The organism is Lacrimispora brassicae, from assembly GCF_054772055.1.
This window is the reverse complement of the sequence record NZ_BRYH01000009.1, coordinates 72,795-90,386: the sequence shown is the minus strand read 5'-3', so window position 1 is coordinate 90,386 and position 17,592 is coordinate 72,795. Positions and strand designations below refer to the sequence as shown.

The window sequence follows — 17,592 nt, the reverse complement described above, 5'->3', positions numbered from 1 at the left end:
GCCATTTTATTATATTCTATTATCCCAGTGCCCGAAGCTGCTCTGTCATCTCATGGGAAAGGATGAACCGGCCTACGTAGCCTACTTCCCCTGTCATCAGCACGCTGCCATCCGTTTCTATTTCCACCTCAAGCACGCCACCGGGCATGTGTACATACATCTTTGGATCCGTAAGCCCCATGCGGTATGCCGCGCCCGCAGCCGCACAGCCGCTGGTACCCGATGCCAGGGTATATCCGGCTCCCCGCTCGTAAATCTCAATTTCAATGTTGGTCCTGTCCATAACCTTTAAAAGCTCTGTATTGATCTTTCCCGGGAAATAATCGGCTGTCTCCGAATGCTTCCCGATCCGGCAGGCCAGTTCCTTTGATATATCATTTAACCAGATGACGCAGTGAGGATTTCCAATGGACACACAGGTAACCCGGTAAGGGATGCTTCCAAACATCATGGTCTCGTTAAGCACCTCTCTCCTTGGCCCTGTCACAGGAATTTCATCGCTGTAAAAGGTCAGTTTACCCATGGAAACCTTTATTTTGGTCCCATCTTCATTTAAGTACTGGATGGTCTGCTGTCCGCTTAATGTATTGATAATAAAACGGTTTTTCTGCACATATCCGGCATCCTTTAAGTATTTTCCAAAGATCCGGACGCCGTTGCCGCTTAACTCCGCTTCGCTCCCATCAGGATTTAAAATCTTTACCTCCAGCTTATCCTGCCCCAGAATAGGGCCTACCAAAAGCCCGTCAGACCCCACTCCAAAATTCCGGTTGCAGATCAGGCGGACGCTTTCCTCTGTCAGCTCCAATTCATTTTTATTTGGGTCAAAGATCAGATAATCATTTCCCAGCCCGTGATATTTTTCCAACGTGATATTCATGATAAAACTCCTTTCCTTTCTATTGCCACGCTTTTTGGACATAATGGTATGCCCGCAGGGCGTTTTCCGTGTTTTACAATATCCTCACATAATTCATGATAGAAGATTCCGGCAGCCTTAGCCTCCTGGGGAAGCAGGCTGAAAGGAGTCATCCCAGGCAGTGTATTGGCTTCCAGGCAGTAAAGGCTCCCATCTTCCTCCATGATGAAATCAACCCTGGAATAATATCCAAGTCCCAGGGCACGGTGAACCTTTAAAGCCATCCGGCCCATGGCCTCTTCTTCTTTCTCTGTCAGCCTGGCCGGGCAGATTTCCTGGGTCATGCCTGCCTGGTACTTATTTTCATAATCATAAAACCCTGTCTTTGGTATGATCTCGATGGCCGGAAGGGACCTTTCTCCCAGGATCCCAACAGAAAATTCCCTTCCGGTAATTTTTACTTCCGCCAGTATCCGGTCTTCATAGGAAAAAGCAGAATCAAGGGCCTGCTCCCACTGCTCCTCCCCATCCACCATGGTAACACCCACACTAGATCCGCAGCCACAGGGTTTCACCACACAGGGGAAGGAAAATTCCTCCATAGGCTCCCCTCTGGTATAAAGACGCCAATCCGGAGTCGGAATGCCGGAATCCCTCATCAGCAGTTTCGCCATGGGCTTATCCATGGCTTTTAAGCAGCCTTCATAACCGGTTCCCGTATAGGAAATGCCATAGGCATCAAGAACGGCCTGTATTTGTCCGTTTTCTCCTGCGCCTCCGTGCAATGCCATAAATACCACGTCTGCCAGCCTGCAGATTTCAATGACCCGGTTTCCAATATATCCTTTTCCATTCCGCCCTTGGGTCAGGCGGTCAAGTTCCGGGACTCTTCTGCCGATTTCCCAGGAAAAGTCCGTGCCATCTTTAAGGCTTTTAAAACGGACCTCTTCTCCGTCGGCCGCTCCCAAATAAGAATCCAGCAGGTAAACCTCATGCCCGTTCTTGATCAGGGCGTTTGTGATCATGGCTCCTGAGGATAATGATACTTCTCTTTCCGGGCTGAAGCCGCCCGCTAACACTACGATTTTCATTGCCATCTTCCTTCTATCCATACGCATTTGTTTTATATAATCAATTATATACAGCACTTTTTATCATTTCTATCAATATAATGCTTTTTTTATTGCAGATTGTGTTGTATTATATAAGGCAGTAAATAGGAGGAACAAGATTTAAATGGACAACTACGAAAAACGGGGATATTTAAACAGCGATTTCCGGCTGTTTCATCTGACCGATACGAAAAAACAGGATTTCGAATACCACTATCATGATTTTGACAAGATCATTATCTTTATCCGTGGAGCCGTCACCTACCGGATCGAAGGCTGTTCCTATAAATTAAAGCCCTATGACATCTTACTGGTCCGCCATAATGATATTCACAAGCCTGACATTGACCCTTCGGTGCCCTATGAAAGAATCATCGTCTATCTTTCCCCAGGCTTTTTACTGGCTTACCGGTCGGACAGCTATGATCTAAGCACCTGTTTCCAGAAATCCAAAGAGCTTCATTCCCATGTCCTTCGGATCCATTCCATGGAAAAAAGCGACTTATACCACACATTGGTGAACTTGGAATTCGCCTGTACCCATGAAGGCTATGCCAGGGACTTATACTGCCAGGTGGTCTTTCTGGAATTCATGATCCAGTTAAACAGGGCCTCCCTGGCCAACCGGGTACAATACCTGCCCCCGGCCACCGGCGACCGGCGCATTCTAACCATTATGGACTACATAAACAGCCACTTAATGGAGGAGATAACCGTAGACGCCATTGCAGAGGCCTGCTATATCAGCCGTTATCACCTGATGCATCTGTTTAAAGGAGAAACCGGCTACACTCTTTTTGACTATATTACGGAAAAACGCCTTGCTTTGGCAAGGGATCTTTTAAAAGCCGGAACACCGGTCACCGAGGCCTGCTTTGGCAGCGGCTTTAAAAACTACTCCACATTTTTCAGGGCCTATAAAAAACATTTTCACGTTTCTCCTTCGGAAGCCGTAAAAGACTGGGAAAATGTATAAGTTTTTCTTAAGCTTCCCCGCTTTTGTTGAAATGGACCAGGCGTCATGCTATTCTAAGGATATCACATGGTCCATGGAAATATGATGATAAAAGGAGGGGTTTAATGAAAAAAAGATTATGGGGATTTATTCCGTCACTTTTGGCGATCCTCTGCTTAAGCGCCTGCTCTGGCAAGGCCACGACAATGGCAGGGGATTATGGTGCAGCCATGCCGGCGGAGACAAATGCCTTGGTTAGTGCAAACAGCCAGCAGGAATATTCAGAAGACAAAGAAGCCGTCTCATCACTTGAAGGCGAAGCAGGGGCCGGCCCGGTACTTCCGGCTGGAAGAAAGCTCATACGGACCATATCCATGAACGTGGAAACGGATGAATTTGAAGCCCTGGTATCGGAGCTGCAGGCAAAGATCACCCAGCTTGGCGGATATGTGGAGCAGTCCGACATGTCAGGCAGCCGCATGAGCAGCAGTGGAAAACCGGTCACACGGTTTGCCAATATGACCGTCCGGATTCCCGTAAGCCAGATGAACAGCTTTGTAAGCACGGTGGAAACCAACGGAAATGTAACGGATAAATCCGAAACCACCCAGGATGTCACCCTGCAGTACAGTGATCTGGAAAGCAAAAAAAAAGCTCTGGAAATCGAGCAGGAAAAGCTGTGGGAATTCCTTGAAAAAGCGGAATCCGTTGATACGGTCATTACCCTTCAGCAGCGTCTTTCCGAGATACGCTACCAGTTGGAGTCCATGGAATCCCAGCTTAGACTTTATGACAATCAGGTGGATTACAGCACAGTGCATATGAACATCAGGGAAGTGGCCATATTTACTCCTGTATCTGCAGATTCAGCTCTTACCCGCATCAATAAGGGATTTACAAATAATTTTAAGACTTTAATAACCGCGATGACGAACTTATTGATCGGCATGATTACCACCATTCCACTTTGGTTTCCCATTGTACTTATTGCAGGAATCGTTGTTTTCTTCCTTCGAAAGAACAGAAAGAAGAAAATCCCCTCTCCTCCACAACCCAAGAAAGAGAAAGCGGACGAAACTGCTTCCTGAAATGATTTCTAAATTATCCCAGACATGCTGCAACGCAGAGCCTTTCCCGGCTCTGCGTTGTTCATTCCCCTTATTTTATAAGATATCAATAAAATCTTTCTCTGATAATTTAATATGGTTTCCGGTCATTTACGGTTTCCATTACTAATCTGATCATTAATGATCTGTCATCTCTTGTAAAATATAACTTTTATTATCAATCCTCAAGCATTAACGAGGATATAAAACAAGCAGCAGGCATTCTTCAAGGGTCACTCCTTGTGCCTGCTGCTTATTATATTAGGAATGAAGCATCCTTTTGTTTTTTTAACTTATCCATGTCTTCCATTATTCTTCCAGGAACAAAAGGCGAACAAAATCCCCGTCATCCCAAAATAGAACCAGGTAGTCGGATTGCTGAACCAGGTGGTAAAAAAGGAAAGGATCATGTACATGGCAAACTGGGCGTAGAACAGATAACCCATGGGATTGCGCATGCGCTTTACCGTCCGCATGAGGAAAAACGCGGCCCCGCCGAGAATGCATCCAAACAACAGGACACCCACGATGCCAAAATCATAAAAAGAATCATAAAACAAGGTGACAGTGGTCAATTCCTCTTTCGTCACATAAATGGGGAAATCCACAAGAGCCGGAACCAGGAACTTAAGCCCTGTAAGAGCCCATAAGGGGAAGAGCATCCGAAGGCCAAAGGTATGGGAGGGAAGCCACTCCACCAGGCAGTTAAAATTATCGTAGTTGTTTGCAATGTACATATAAGGCTGGGTGATGAATATGGGCATCTGGCTGTTTTTTATCTGGAAAATGCCGTTTAGGTAGGAAACATCATGGCCTCTGGCAACGGTGAGGATCACATAAATAGGGATCATTCCCATTGCCAGTCCCACCCCATAAGCCAGCTTCAGCCTGTGCTCCATTGCAATATAGGTGAGGACGGCTAATCCCACAGCCAGAATAAGCTGGAAGCGGGACACACACAAAACAGGAATCAGGCATGCAATGACGTCCATGATCACGGCCAGAACCAGCCTTAAGCCGTTTCTCCCCTGTTCTACACAAAGATAAAGGACCGACAGTGAAGGCACCAGCACGCATGATACGGTAAAATAGTGAATTCCTGTTATGTGGAACGTAGAATAAGCATGGGGCACTCCTTTCACAAAGAAGGGAATGAACCCCAGCACTGCCGCCTCGATGATAAAGCCGGCAAGGGATACAAACGTGACAAAAGCCATGGACAGAAAAAGAGGCCTTTCATAGCCCTTGAAGCTGAACCAACTGGAACGCTGCCCCCCTGATTCTCCCTGGAGCTTTGCAAAAAACTCAAAGGTGACCCAAAATCCCAAGAACGCCACCAGAAAACAGAGCCATGTAATAATATTCCAGTCAAAGGAAAGCTCTGAAAGCTTCAAACAGGCGATGCCTTCCCCTCCTACCCAGAACAGGGAAAACAAGCCTCTTAAATGAATAATATTCTCGGTTCTGCGGTAATCCCGCCAGTACAGGAAAAGAGCTGCCAGTATTAAAATAATACCGGACAGCCAGTAAAATCCTGCTCTTGCAAACAAATAAGATGCCCCATAGCTGATCAGATAAACGCTCATCGTAACATATCCCCTTTGGCAAATAATAAAAACGCAGCCGTCTATGGAAAAATGCAGCCTCCGCCCCGGCGACAAGCTGCATTCTCTCTCTGGGAGTCCATTATGTGCGGCTGATAAACTCTTTCATGTAATCTTCTACTTCTTTTACAGTGGCAAAGGACATAGCCTTTTCCGCCACTGCCTGCAGTTCTTCCGTGCTATAGCCGGTGATCAGTTTTCTGGCATTTAAAATCGCCGATGCACTCATGCTGAATTCATTTAAGCCAAATGCTAAAAGCAAAGGAATCAGCATGGGATCGCTGGCAGCTTCTCCGCACATACCGACCATAATCCCTTCCCTGCGCCCGCATTCGATGACATGGCGGATGCTTCTTAAAACCGCCGGATTTAATGGGGAATACAGGTAGGATACCTTATCGTTTCCTCTGTCAACGGACATGGTATACTGGGTCAGATCATTGGTTCCGATGCTGAAGAAATCAACTTCCTTTGCAAATACATCTGCCATAAGGGAAGCAGCAGCCGTCTCCACCATGATTCCAATCTGAATATCCTTTTTATAGGCCAATCCCTTTTCATCCAGTTCCTTCTTAAGCTCTTCAACAAGGGCTTTTGCTTCCCTGTATTCCTCTAAGCAGGTCACCATGGGAACCATGATGCGGATATTACCGAAAGCGCTGGCTCTTAAAAGAGCCCTAAGCTGAGGCTTATATACATCCTCTTTCCGGTCCAGGCAGAAACGGATGGCCCGGTATCCCAAAAACGGATTTTCATCTTTTTTAAGGCCCATGTACGGGATTTCCTTATCTCCGCCGATATCCAGAGTGCGGATGATAACCGGCTTGCCGTTCATGGCAACCGCAACCTTCTGATAAGCTCCAAACTGCTCGTCCTCTGTGGGCATTGACCCACGGTCCATGAATAAAAATTCCGTCCGGAACAGTCCGATTCCTTCCCCATCATACTGGAGAACCTTTTCCACATCCTCAGGCTTTCCGATATTTGCTACCAGTTCAATGGAAACTCCATCCTTTGTCACCGTAGGCTTTCCGATATATTGTTCCAGTTCCTTCTTTTCCTTTAAAAACGCTTCCCTCTTTGCGGCATAATCCGCCTTTACCCAATCCTCCGGGTTTACCAGGACAAGCCCCTGGGAGCCATCCAGTACAATATCATCCCCATCGGATACGTGGCTTAAAAATCCCTCAATTGCTACCACTGCAGGAATCTCCAAGGCTCTGGCCAGAATCGCGCTGTGGGAAGTCTTTCCTCCCAATTCTGTGACAATGCCGACAACCTTGTTCGGATTGATCCCTGCTGTCATGGATGGAGTTAAGTCTTTGGCAATGATCACGGTTCCTTCCGGAAGAGCGGAAATATCCACTGAGTTAACCCCCATAAGTATCTTCTGCACCCGTGTCTTGATGTCCCTCATGTCCGTGGCTCTCTGCTGCATCAGCTCGTCCCCCATGGAAGCGAACATATCGGCATAAGTATTGCATACATTTTCAATGGCATATTCGCTGTTGACATTCTCCCCGGTGATCGTATTCTCGATCTCACTTGTCAACATCGGATCAGAAAGAAGCAATAAATGGCCATTTAAAATCTCCGCTTCCTTTTCTCCCACTTTTGTTGCCAGATCCTTTGCCAATGCATCGGTTTCTTCCATGGCCTGCTTTACCGCAGACTGAAAGCGGATCTTTTCAGCCGTCGGATCTGTGATGGCTTCCCTCCTGATCTTAAGTTCCGCCTCTTCCACGCTGACAGCTCTCCCGATGCCGATTCCCGCAGACGCACTTGTACCTTTAAACATAATTTGTCCTCCTTATTAATTATTGAAGAATTTATCTATTCGCCAAGGCCCTCTTCAACAGCCTTGACCATGGTTGCCAGAGCTTCCTCTTCATCTGCTCCCTCACAGACAAAAGTAATCTCATCCCCGCTTTTTACACAGGCACCCAATACGCTAAGCACGCTTTTCGCATTGGCAGTGGTATTCTTAAACCGAAAACTCACCGTAGACTTAAAGTTCATGGCTTCCTTACAAAGAATCCCTGCCGGCCTTAGGTGCAGACCGGTAGGATTCTTTATAACAACTTTCTCACTGACCATACTGAATTTCCTCCCTCTATTCTTTCATCATTTGCCCGTTTCCGGAAGAAAACCTTTTTCATTGGGACTCAGACTCTTCCGTGGTAGAGGCTGTGGCACTTTCCTCTGTTGCGGGTACAGGGTTCTTATGGGCAACCGTCACATTGAAAGGCGTATAACCAACTACCTCAAATCCTCCTGAAACCTCAAATGTCAGCATACCGGGATTGGGGCCGGCCTTCTGATCCGATAAATCAAGAACCGCATTCAAATTCTCTTCTGTCAGAGCATCTAAGTCCTCCTTCAGTCCCTTTATGGTAACATCAGAGGTTTCCTTATCAAAACTGTAATCGTAATCAGCCTCTGCTCCCTTCGTGTCCAGATCCTTCAGTTTCAAAGTGAATACTCTGGTCGTCAGCGGTTCTACCTTCAGCTTCACGGTTACATTCTTATATTCTTCTCCTGCCACAGAGGTGCTGGGCGGCAGATACTGGCTTAAATCCAACTGAACCACCTTATCAGAAGTGGCACCGTCGATATTCAGCTTATCCGAAGCAACGGACAGGGTGGATAAGGATGCCAGAACGGACTTGGTGCCCACCACAGGCACGGATTTGACGCTGCATTCCACTCCCGTGTACCGGTATCCCTTTGCCACTTGCCCTGAAATCTCAAAGTTGACCATAAGGTTCTTTGCCTTTAGCATGGATACGTTATATTCGATTTCCTGCCTGCTGACAGTTACTTTATTTCCAATGTCCGGTAGTTTGTTGCCGTTGGCATCGTAAAAGATCGGAGAAGCCACGGAATTCAAATCCCCATTGGCATTATCCACACTGATCTCTATTCCCATATGATTGATCTGGCCGATCTGGGATTCCGGGCCTTCCACTGTCACATTATCCGGCGACAGGCTTACCATGCCCAGGGCATACCCTTCCTCAGGAGTTCCTGTGGTTCGGACCTGAAGATCAAACTTCTTGCGCTGAAGCTCTTCCGTAATGATCCGGATCACCATAGGTTTTGCCGTTATGGCGTCGCTTTTCACCAGATTTTCCTTATCCTTATTTATCTCAACGGTGATGGGAATCGCTCCCGTCACGTTATAATCCTTTAAATCAACATAAGCATGAAAGTCCGAGGCACTCACCAGAGAACGGTCTCTTGTTCTCACCTGATAGCTGACTGTTACTGCATCCTTTCCCAGGATTTCATAGGTTAAATTGGCAGCTTCCAGCACATCCTCATTGCGCACTTCCACCCCAACCAGTTGGGAATCGTCAATGATGGGATTGGAAATGTTGACAACAGCCATCCATACTGCAAAAGCAAGTACCAGAGACGAGAGCTTTAGTCCAAGATTATTTAACAGCTTTTCCTTCATTCTTACGCCTTCCCTTCAAAATTCGGAACCTGCTTCCTTCCTCTCCCTGCTGCTTTACGCCTGCAAGAACCGACCGGAGCATATCCGCATCCGTGATCCGCTTTAAGCCTCCCTCTAAGGCCACGGTCACGCGCCCGGTTTCCTCCGATACCACGATGGTAACGCTGTCGCTGACTTCACTGACCCCCACTGCGGCCCTGTGTCTTGTACCCAGGTCCTTGCTGATGGTCATATTGTCGGACAGGGGCAGATAGCAGGTAGCCGCTGCCACACGGTTTCCACGGATCACCACCGCTCCGTCATGAAGCGGCGTATTATGCTCAAAAATATTAATAAGAAGCTGGCTGCTGACAACTGCTCCTACCTCGATCCCGGTACGCTCGATCTCTTTTAAGGAATCCCCTCTTTCAATTACTACGAGCGCTCCGGTCTTTACCTTTGCCATTTCAAAAGTAGCCTTTACCAGCTCATTGATGGTCTTATCCGTAAAACTGGAATTATCCCTGCCGTCATCAAAGGTAAGGATCCCTGTAAAGGGATTCTTGCTTCCAAGCTGTTCCAGGGCTTTTCGAAGCTCAGGCTGGAAAATCACAATCGCCATGGTCACTGCCGGCGCAGCAATTTTATTGAGAATCCAAAAAATATTATCCAGCCGGAAAACATATGCAAAGACATAGAAAAGAAGAATCACAATGATTCCCTTTAAAAGAGTCCATGCCCTTGTATTCATGATCCAGGTCAGCAGCTCATACAGCAGAACGGCTATAATAATGATTTCAACCAGGTTTGTTTTCGATATTCTGGGCAGAAACGATACCCAGGAGTACATTCCATCTAAAAAATCTGCCATGTCATCCACCTCCCTTTTATCTCTTCCTACCTCTGCGGTCTCTGGAGCTTTCTGGCATTAATTTTCTGAACTTTTACGTCAGGCGCGCTGACTGTCAGCTTTGGAACAGCCTTGACATAATAATAATAGTCATCATCTTCAAATTGTACGTATTCTGTCCTTGAATAATCCACTGCAAAGACAAAAAATGTATAAATTCCTGCAATCAGGAGGGAAATCAGGATTCCCACCAGGAGCCGGGGAACCGATACTGACACATCCGCAACAATATCCCCGATAAAAATAACTCCAAGCTGTGCAATGGTTCCTGCCACAATGGCGATGATCCAGGAATAATCCACGGATAAGCTCCGGGTAACCACCACCACCACAAGAGAAAGGGCAAAAGCCGTAACCATTACAAGCATCAGCTTATTGGAAAGCAGGCTCTTCATAAGCTGCATAAATTTCTGCACCTCGTCCACCGATATATCGTTGGTCAGGACCCCTGCATTCTGCTTCACATATAAAAGGGTATAATAAATAAATACGCCGCAGCTTACCGGAATCACAGAAATCAAACTCCCTGACAGCCCCACGATCAAAGGGATGGCATATGGGATCCTTAAAAGGAAAAATACCGGGGTCAGCACAAGCAGATAACTGTCACCCGGCTGGAATCCATAATAAAGGAGTCCTACCACCACAATAAAAACAGCCATGACCAGAGTGATTTCAATGGAAATTCCCGACAAGTGGGCAAGCATAAAGCCTGCAGCCAGAAAAGAAATGGCTCCATAAGGCAAAAAGGAGCATACCAGAGCCAGCACCAAAGGAATATAGGCTTCCGTAAGCTTCGTCATAAAGCCAATGTTCTTATTCATCAGGGAAAAAGCCAGTAAGCTGAAAATGAACTTGATCACAGGCGTTATATAGATGTCAAATCTGGCATAAAACTCTTTCAATCGTTCTTTAAATACAAGAAGGCCCATCATGATGTCCTTCCTCCCTTTGTTCTTTTTAAAGGTCTGGTGTTTCCTTCATACCGCTTGTCCAGCCTTTTTAATTTGGCAAGATACACCTTCATTCCACGGTTGGCATATTCATACCGCTTCATATATACAAAAGCGCTGATCCCCAGGTAAATCACCTGTCCTAAGAGATAAATCATGCCGACCCGCATTCCGGCCGTAGTCAGGCCTTTCAGTTCCATAGTGTTCATCCACCGTTCCAAATCATATAATCCCCACAAAATCAGGCATAAAACAAAGCTCAGGGTGTAGCTGAAAAAGGAGCGGAGCAGCTTGCTGCTGATGTAATCGCTTTTGAAGTACCGGTTAACAGGAAATACCTTCTTTCCTTCATGCTTTTCAAACATCGCAAGGCTGGTCATTATCTTTATTTTTTCTTCACTAAGCATATGGTTTCCTCACTATACCATAAGATATCATCCTATTATAGCATAGAACCTTTTACTTTGCGAGCCTAATACGGAATTTTTATTTTTTTATATCATCCCCGGCATTTCTTGGAATTTCCCTGCAGGATAAAGAATCTCTAATGAGGCCCCACCCACGGGGGGCTTCATTAGTCATACGGTCTTTAGTAAATGATGCTGCATTAACAGCCACACTGCACTTATGGAGAGCAGATATTCATGGCAGGGTTCTTTTAATTTACAGGGCCAATTGCCTGCAAATTAAAAAGTTCAGCCGGTATGCTGTACACAGCCTGCAAAAAAACCGGTGTTCAGGACGCAATTCCCGGCACCGATTTCTTTTTAAATGCTTATGGTATATTATTCATATAGCTTTCCAACCTGTAATAAGACAAAAGTCCGGATGCTAGTCATTGACTTTGTCTGCAATCTGAGTGCAGCAAGCCTGGTGCGCTTCCTTACTCATACCTCAGGGCGTCAATCGGATCTGCCTTTGCCGCTTTAGAGGCAGGATAAATGCCGAAGAACAAGCCTACCAAAGCCGAAAAACCTACTGCCACCAGGACGACCGCCGGTTTTATGACCACAGCCTGGCCAAAGAGCGCACCTCCTGCCAGCACAAGCCCACCGCCGGCCACAACCCCCAGAATCCCGCCACAGGCGGAAAGAATGGCTGATTCTGTTAAAAACTGGATCAGAACATCCCTTGTTTTAGCCCCCAGAGCCTTTCGGATCCCGATTTCTCTTGTCCGTTCCGTAACGGATACCAGCATGATGTTCATGATCCCGATTCCTCCCACCAAAAGGGAAATGGCTGCGATCCCTCCCACAGCGGCAGATAAGCCTCCCATAATAGAGTCCGCACTTCCCATTTCACTGGACACAGAATAAAAAGTGACATCTTCCTTGTTCCGGTTCTTGGCCTTTGCCACGTAGGAAGTAACCTTATTGGAAAACGCCTCCATATCGGTTCCTTCTTTTGCATAAAGACGCAGACCATAAATGGTATCATTGGGCCAGGTCAATAAAGTATCCGGCACATACCCTGCCTTGGTCTCGTCGGCTCCTGACATCATGGCTTCAAAAGGATTCTGGTCCAACCGGTAGATCCCCACCACATTGTAATCCTCCGTATCGCCGAAAATGGTGGTGCGGAAGGTTTTTCCCACTGCATTTTCCATGCCGAAAAGCGCCTCCGCTCCCTTTGCCTCCAGCACAACATTGTTCTTTCTTCCTTTTATATCGGCCTCGTTTAAATTGCGGCCATAGATGATATTGATCTTCTGGACCTGGGAATAGTTGGAGTAAATCCCTTCAAACCGGTACTTGACCTTATTGCGGCCAAAGACAGCCTCTGCATTGACGCTGGCATTGCTGTCGATGTAACTGATCTCGTCTCCGAACACCTCTTTCATCCGTTCCATTTCATCCAGGGTAAAGTAATCGCTTTGTCTCATATCCTCGCCATCCTTTGGCCAGACATAGACATAAGCCAGGGTGATTCCCACATTTTTATAAAGGTCGGATACCATAAACCGCATGGTATCTCCAATGGATACAATGGCAATGACAGACCCAATGCCAATGATGATCCCAAGCATGGTCAGAAAGGACCGCATCTTGTTGGCCTTAATGGCATGAACTGCCATACTCATATTTTCCAGCAGCATGATGTTCCCTCCTCCTATTCATATCTCAAAGCTTCAATGGGATCCTTTTTCGCAGCCTTGGAGGCCGGATAAAGACCGAAGAAAATCCCCACCAAAGCCGAGAACCCTACTGCCAGGATCACCACAGAGGGACGGATGACCACTGTCATCTGGAAAACGGCTCCCCCTGCTTTCACAAGGGCCACCCCAAGGATGATTCCGATGATCCCTCCGCAGGCCGACATAAAGGCGGATTCCGTCAAAAACTGGATCATAATATCTCTTGTCCTTGCGCCAAGTGCCTTCCGGACCCCGATCTCCCTGGTCCGCTCCGTGACGGAAACCATCATGATATTCATGATCCCGATCCCTCCTACCAGCAACGAGATGGCGGCAATTCCGCCTACAGCGGCCGCCATGCCGGAAAGGCCGGCATCCACGCTTCCCATCTGCTGGGCCACGGACATGGTCCGGATCTCCGATTCCGGACGGCCCTTTAATTTTGCCACGTACCGGGTTAGTTCTGCCAGGAATGTGTCCATATTCACTCCGTCCCTGACATAAAAATTCAGGCTCTGAAAGAGATCATTGGATTTTGTGAGGACCGTATATGGCATAAACCCTGACTGGGTCTGTCCGTTTCCCATAAGCATGGCCATCATGGGAGAGATTTCCTTATGATAGACCCCCACAACCATGTATTCCTGGGTGTCCTTATTAATGGTCATGCGGAAGGTCCTGCCAACACAATCGGCCGTGCCGAACAACTGCTCCGCTCCCTTATCCTCCAGAACCACATGATTTGCCGCCCCTTTTATATCCGCCGTATTAATGGCTCTGCCGTAAATAATATCCAACGGCTGCACATCGGTATAATTGGAATCGATCCCCTGGAACTGATACCTTACTTTTCTGCGCCCATTGACAGCCTCTGCTTCCGCAGTGGCATCGCTGTCAATATACTGGATTTTATCCTGGTACACGTCCCTGACCCGGTCCATCTCATCCCTGGTAAAAGAATCCGACATGCGGAAATCCGTCACATCCCAGGACACCATGATCATGGCCCGGTTAAATCCCACATCCTTATAGGCATTGGAAAACAGATTCCTCATGCTGTCCCCTACGGATACAATGGCAATCACCGCTCCAATACCTATGATGATCCCAAGCATGGTCAAAAAGGACCTCATTTTATTGGACCGTATGGCATGAAGCGCCATACTCATGTTTTCTAACAGCATGGCGTCCCTTCTTTCTCCATATTTTCAGACTCTTCCGGTTCCTGGTTTCGGGAGACATTTAGCTCATCGCTGACCAACTGCCCATCCCTAAACCGGATGATCCTCCCTGCAAATGCGGCAATATCTTCTTCATGGGTCACCAGCACCACGGTGGCACCCTCCTTGTGAAGTTTGGAAAACAGCTCCATGATCTCCTTTGAGGAGGCGGTGTCTAAGTTACCCGTAGGCTCGTCGGCCAGAATCAGGGGAGGCTCGTTTGCCAGCGCCCTGGCAATGGCCACTCTCTGCCGCTGTCCGCCGGAAAGCTCATTGGGCATATGCTCATACCGGCTTCCAAGCCCTACCCGTTCCAAAAGCTTTAAAGCCCGCTCCTCCCTGGCCTTTCTGGAAATATGGGCATAGGTCATGGGAAGCTCCACATTTTTTAACGCAGAAGTCCTTGATATGAGATTAAAGGACTGGAATACAAATCCTATTTTACGGTTCCTGATGGCTGATAAGTCATCAGCAGGAAGCTTTGCCGTATCAATGTCGTCAAGATAATAATGCCCCATGGTGGGCCGGTCCAGGCACCCTAAAATATTCATGAGCGTTGATTTTCCCGATCCTGACTGTCCCATAATAGCCACAAATTCTCCCCGCTTTATGGTTAAGTTCACCCGTTTTAAGCCCAGCACCTTAATGGAGCCGGTATCGTAAACCTTCACCACATCCACCAGCTTTATCAAATCTTCTTTAACATTCTCTGCTTCGCAGGCAGGAAGCTTATCCTTCTTTTTCCACATACTTCCTTCCCCCTTACTGAACCGGCGTAGCAACGGTTACTTCCATTCCCTCTGTAAGCATGGAGGATGGAGCATCGATCACCTGCATTCCTTCTGTCAAAGATCCTTCTTCATCCGGTATGATTTCTGTCTGGATATCACTCTCCACCCCAGTTTTCACGGGAATGAAGGTTACTTTTTTCTCCTTTACGCAGGCAATGGCCGTGCTGCCGTCAGGCTGCTGGATGACTGCGGAAATGGGGACCACCCATACATTCTCCGCCTTCTGAAGCTCAATCTTCGCCTTTGCGGTAATGCCTGCGATCAGTTTGGTATTCTGGTCAATGATTCGTATGGTGGTGGGGATGACTCTTTCTGTGGAACCATTTCCCTTCTCCTCACCGGTGGGAGAAATGACGGTCACTTCTCCTCTTGCAGTTTCACCGTTTAATATATCCGCACTGATTTCCACCGGCTGCCTGATGGCAACCTTTCCTATGGAATATTCACTGACATTGATCTTCATTTCCAGTACATCCAAATTGTTGATGATGAACATGGGCTTGTCGTCATCGGTTTTATCTGCAAAACGGCCTACCTTACAGTTGACTCTTACTACAGTCCCCGCAATGGGGCTGGTAACCTTGGTATTATTTAAAGCTTCTTTCTTCTGTTCCAGTTCAAAGGCCTCTTTTTCGATCTGCAGGGCATAGGATTCATTTGCCACAGGCCTTCCGGCCTTTAAGGTGTAAGTGCTCATTTCCCTCTGGGCGTCGTTCATGGCATTGGAAGCAGTCTCAAGCTCCACCTGAGAAGCGCTTCCTCCCTGGAAAAGTGCCAGGGTCCGGTTATAGTTTGCTTTTGCCGTCTCATAATCCTGCTTTGCCTTTGCATATCCGTTCTCTGCTTCCAACTGCTTATCCTGATAGGTGCTGACAGCCAGATCATAGGCATTTTGAGCGATATCCACTTCCTTTTTTGCATCCTTGTCATCAAGCACTGCCAGAATCTGTCCTTTTTCCACCCTGTCCCCTTCTTTTACCGGAAGCTCCAGGATCTCCGCATGAAGGTTGGATACCACTTCCACGCTGTCCGTTCCCTGAACCGGCCCGCTGACGGAAAGCATTTCCACCACCTCTCCCTTAGCAAGGGGAGAAGCAGTTACCGGAACAGCCATGCTGCCGCCTCCTGCCAGGACTTTAGAGGCAATAAAAAAGGCCCCAATGGCCGCTGCTCCAATGGTTATGATTTTCCTCTTTTTGCTCCATTTTTTATGTAAGCGTTTCTTTTTCTTTTTTCCGCCTTTTTCCTCTTCCATCAGGCTTTGCAGCTCTTTATCAAATACTTCATCAGACATTGGCTCCATTTCCGCAGCTTCGCCCGTTTCCTTTTCGTTGTTCTTAAATCTGTTCATGCCCGTTTCCCTCCTGTATCGGCCCACTTCTTTTTCCCTTATTATAGCGGTCTGATATAACATTTTTAAGTATAAAATTCTTATAATTTTCTAAACTTTTCCACTTTTAAGGATTTTTATCCGGTATTGACCCTATAAACAGATCTTTTTCACTTTTTGGTCCAGACAGCCTCCCAATGAATTCCTACGGCCTCTGCCCTGGGATTCCTGATCATAGGATTCCCAGGGATTTCAGACGGAATCTTAAAAGCTTTTATAAATATATGATGACTGAAAAACATAAACCATTTCCAAACGATTAAATATCCCTGAATCCTTACCTGTATACAGCAAAACAGTCCATAAATTTTCAGACAAACTAAGGGCAAAAAAATCATAAATTTGCTTTTAAACCCTCACATGCCTTCATTTTCTGAATATACTTATACAGACAATAGAAACAGGGAATCACCTAATGAACGAGCATTATCCATTTGTAAATCCACCCCTTCCTTATGCTTATGATGCCTTAGAACCGTGCATTGACACAAAGACCATGTGCCTCCATCATGACAGGCACTTACAGACTTATGTGAACAACTTAAATGCCACTCTAAAAGACTGCCCTGACCTGCAAAGCTGGTCCTTAAAAAAGCTGCTCTGCAACGCAGACTGCCTGCAAAAAGACGTTCAGAAATCCATCAGAAATAACGGAGGCGGGGTTTACAACCATATCTTTTATTTTAACGGCATGTCAAACTCTGAAACCCGCTGCCAGGCCGGAGCTCTCTATTATGCCCTTGTGGTTGATTTTGGGTCTGTGGATGACTTTTACAAGGAATTCAAGGAAAAAGCGCTGTCTGTCTTTGGTTCCGGATATGCATGGCTGGTGGTAGACCAAAACGGTAAGCTTAAAATCGTCACTACGGCAAACCAGGATACCCCCATCGTTCAAAACCTTTGCCCGGTTCTTACCATAGACGTTTGGGAACACGCCTATTATTTACTGCACTACAACGAACGGGATGCATACATTCAAAACTGGTTCCAGGTAATTGACTGGGAGCAGGCCAATAAGCATTACCGGAAATGCATGGCATGTAAGAACTAAATCTCCTGTCTCTTTCCCGTCAGAAGATCGAACCTGTTACAAATCATGACCATCGGTAAAACAGACAA

Annotated in this window: 16 protein-coding genes; 3 read left to right on the top strand and 13 right to left on the bottom strand. The window is 46.8% G+C overall.

Going from position 1 to position 17,592, the window contains the following annotated elements; translation table 11 throughout:
• Positions 1-19: 19 nt before the first annotated feature.
• Together dapF and ACYVD3_RS06125 are read right to left on the bottom strand one after the other, a co-directional pair.
• Complete coding sequence (dapF, locus tag ACYVD3_RS06130) at positions 20-880, bottom strand: diaminopimelate epimerase (RefSeq protein ID WP_460641629.1); 861 nt, start codon at positions 878-880, stop codon at positions 20-22.
• Entirely contained in the window at positions 877-1,950 is a 1,074-nt protein-coding gene (locus tag ACYVD3_RS06125; RefSeq protein ID WP_460641628.1) for a D-alanine--D-alanine ligase family protein, read from the bottom strand. Before ACYVD3_RS06125 ends, dapF begins: the two co-directional genes overlap by 4 nt.
• A 145-nt stretch (positions 1,951-2,095) precedes the next feature.
• Between ACYVD3_RS06125 and ACYVD3_RS06120 the strand changes: the two genes are divergently transcribed.
• Both ACYVD3_RS06120 and ACYVD3_RS06115 read left to right on the top strand, forming a co-directional pair.
• Entirely contained in the window at positions 2,096-2,947 is an 852-nt protein-coding gene (locus ACYVD3_RS06120; protein ID WP_460641627.1) for an AraC family transcriptional regulator, read from the top strand.
• A gap of 104 nt (positions 2,948-3,051) precedes the next feature.
• Positions 3,052-4,014 carry a DUF4349 domain-containing protein gene (locus ACYVD3_RS06115; RefSeq protein WP_460641626.1) on the top strand — a complete coding sequence of 321 codons (963 nt, stop codon included), beginning with the start codon at positions 3,052-3,054 and terminating at the stop codon, positions 4,012-4,014.
• A gap of 311 nt (positions 4,015-4,325) precedes the next feature.
• Here the strand turns inward: ACYVD3_RS06115 and ACYVD3_RS06110 are convergent, their stop codons facing one another.
• The 11 genes from ACYVD3_RS06110 to ACYVD3_RS06060 all read right to left on the bottom strand — a co-directional run bounded on the left by ACYVD3_RS06110 (position 4,326) and on the right by ACYVD3_RS06060 (position 16,434).
• Entirely contained in the window at positions 4,326-5,618 is a 1,293-nt protein-coding gene (locus ACYVD3_RS06110) for an O-antigen polymerase (RefSeq protein WP_460641625.1), read from the bottom strand.
• Positions 5,619-5,718: 100 nt separating this feature from the next.
• Entirely contained in the window at positions 5,719-7,434 is a 1,716-nt protein-coding gene (gene ptsP, locus ACYVD3_RS06105; protein ID WP_460641624.1) for a phosphoenolpyruvate--protein phosphotransferase, read from the bottom strand.
• Positions 7,435-7,469: 35 nt separating this feature from the next.
• On the bottom strand, positions 7,470-7,733 hold the full coding sequence (locus ACYVD3_RS06100; RefSeq protein ID WP_460641623.1) for an HPr family phosphocarrier protein: 264 nt from the start codon (positions 7,731-7,733) through the stop codon (positions 7,470-7,472).
• A 58-nt stretch (positions 7,734-7,791) separates the two neighbouring features.
• Positions 7,792-9,096, bottom strand: coding sequence for a CdaR family protein (locus ACYVD3_RS06095; RefSeq protein ID WP_460641622.1), 1,305 nt, complete (start codon positions 9,094-9,096; stop codon positions 7,792-7,794).
• Complete coding sequence (cdaA, locus tag ACYVD3_RS06090) at positions 9,074-9,946, bottom strand: diadenylate cyclase CdaA (RefSeq protein ID WP_460641621.1); 873 nt, start codon at positions 9,944-9,946, stop codon at positions 9,074-9,076. The genes ACYVD3_RS06095 and cdaA overlap by 23 nt, the downstream gene beginning before the upstream one ends.
• 26 nt (positions 9,947-9,972) lie before the next feature.
• Complete coding sequence (locus tag ACYVD3_RS06085) at positions 9,973-10,920, bottom strand: ABC transporter permease (RefSeq protein WP_460641620.1); 948 nt, start codon at positions 10,918-10,920, stop codon at positions 9,973-9,975.
• The gene (locus tag ACYVD3_RS06080; RefSeq protein ID WP_460641619.1) at positions 10,917-11,345 is read right to left on the bottom strand and encodes a hypothetical protein; all 429 of its coding nucleotides are present in this window, start codon (positions 11,343-11,345) and stop codon (positions 10,917-10,919) included. Before ACYVD3_RS06080 ends, ACYVD3_RS06085 begins: the two co-directional genes overlap by 4 nt.
• 476 nt (positions 11,346-11,821) lie before the next feature.
• A complete protein-coding gene (locus ACYVD3_RS06075) occupies positions 11,822-13,033 on the bottom strand; it encodes an ABC transporter permease (protein ID WP_460641618.1) in 1,212 nt (403 codons plus the stop codon).
• A gap of 14 nt (positions 13,034-13,047) precedes the next feature.
• The gene (locus ACYVD3_RS06070; RefSeq protein ID WP_460641617.1) at positions 13,048-14,256 is read right to left on the bottom strand and encodes an ABC transporter permease; all 1,209 of its coding nucleotides are present in this window, start codon (positions 14,254-14,256) and stop codon (positions 13,048-13,050) included.
• Positions 14,247-15,041 carry an ABC transporter ATP-binding protein gene (locus ACYVD3_RS06065; protein ID WP_460641616.1) on the bottom strand — a complete coding sequence of 265 codons (795 nt, stop codon included), beginning with the start codon at positions 15,039-15,041 and terminating at the stop codon, positions 14,247-14,249. The genes ACYVD3_RS06070 and ACYVD3_RS06065 overlap by 10 nt, the downstream gene beginning before the upstream one ends.
• A 13-nt stretch (positions 15,042-15,054) precedes the next feature.
• A complete protein-coding gene (locus ACYVD3_RS06060; RefSeq protein WP_460641615.1) occupies positions 15,055-16,434 on the bottom strand; it encodes an efflux RND transporter periplasmic adaptor subunit in 1,380 nt (459 codons plus the stop codon).
• A gap of 454 nt (positions 16,435-16,888) precedes the next feature.
• Here ACYVD3_RS06060 and ACYVD3_RS06055 point away from each other — a divergent pair, with 454 nt between their 5' ends.
• The gene (locus ACYVD3_RS06055) at positions 16,889-17,524 is read left to right on the top strand and encodes a superoxide dismutase (RefSeq protein WP_460641614.1); all 636 of its coding nucleotides are present in this window, start codon (positions 16,889-16,891) and stop codon (positions 17,522-17,524) included.
• Positions 17,525-17,592: the final 68 nt, after the last annotated feature.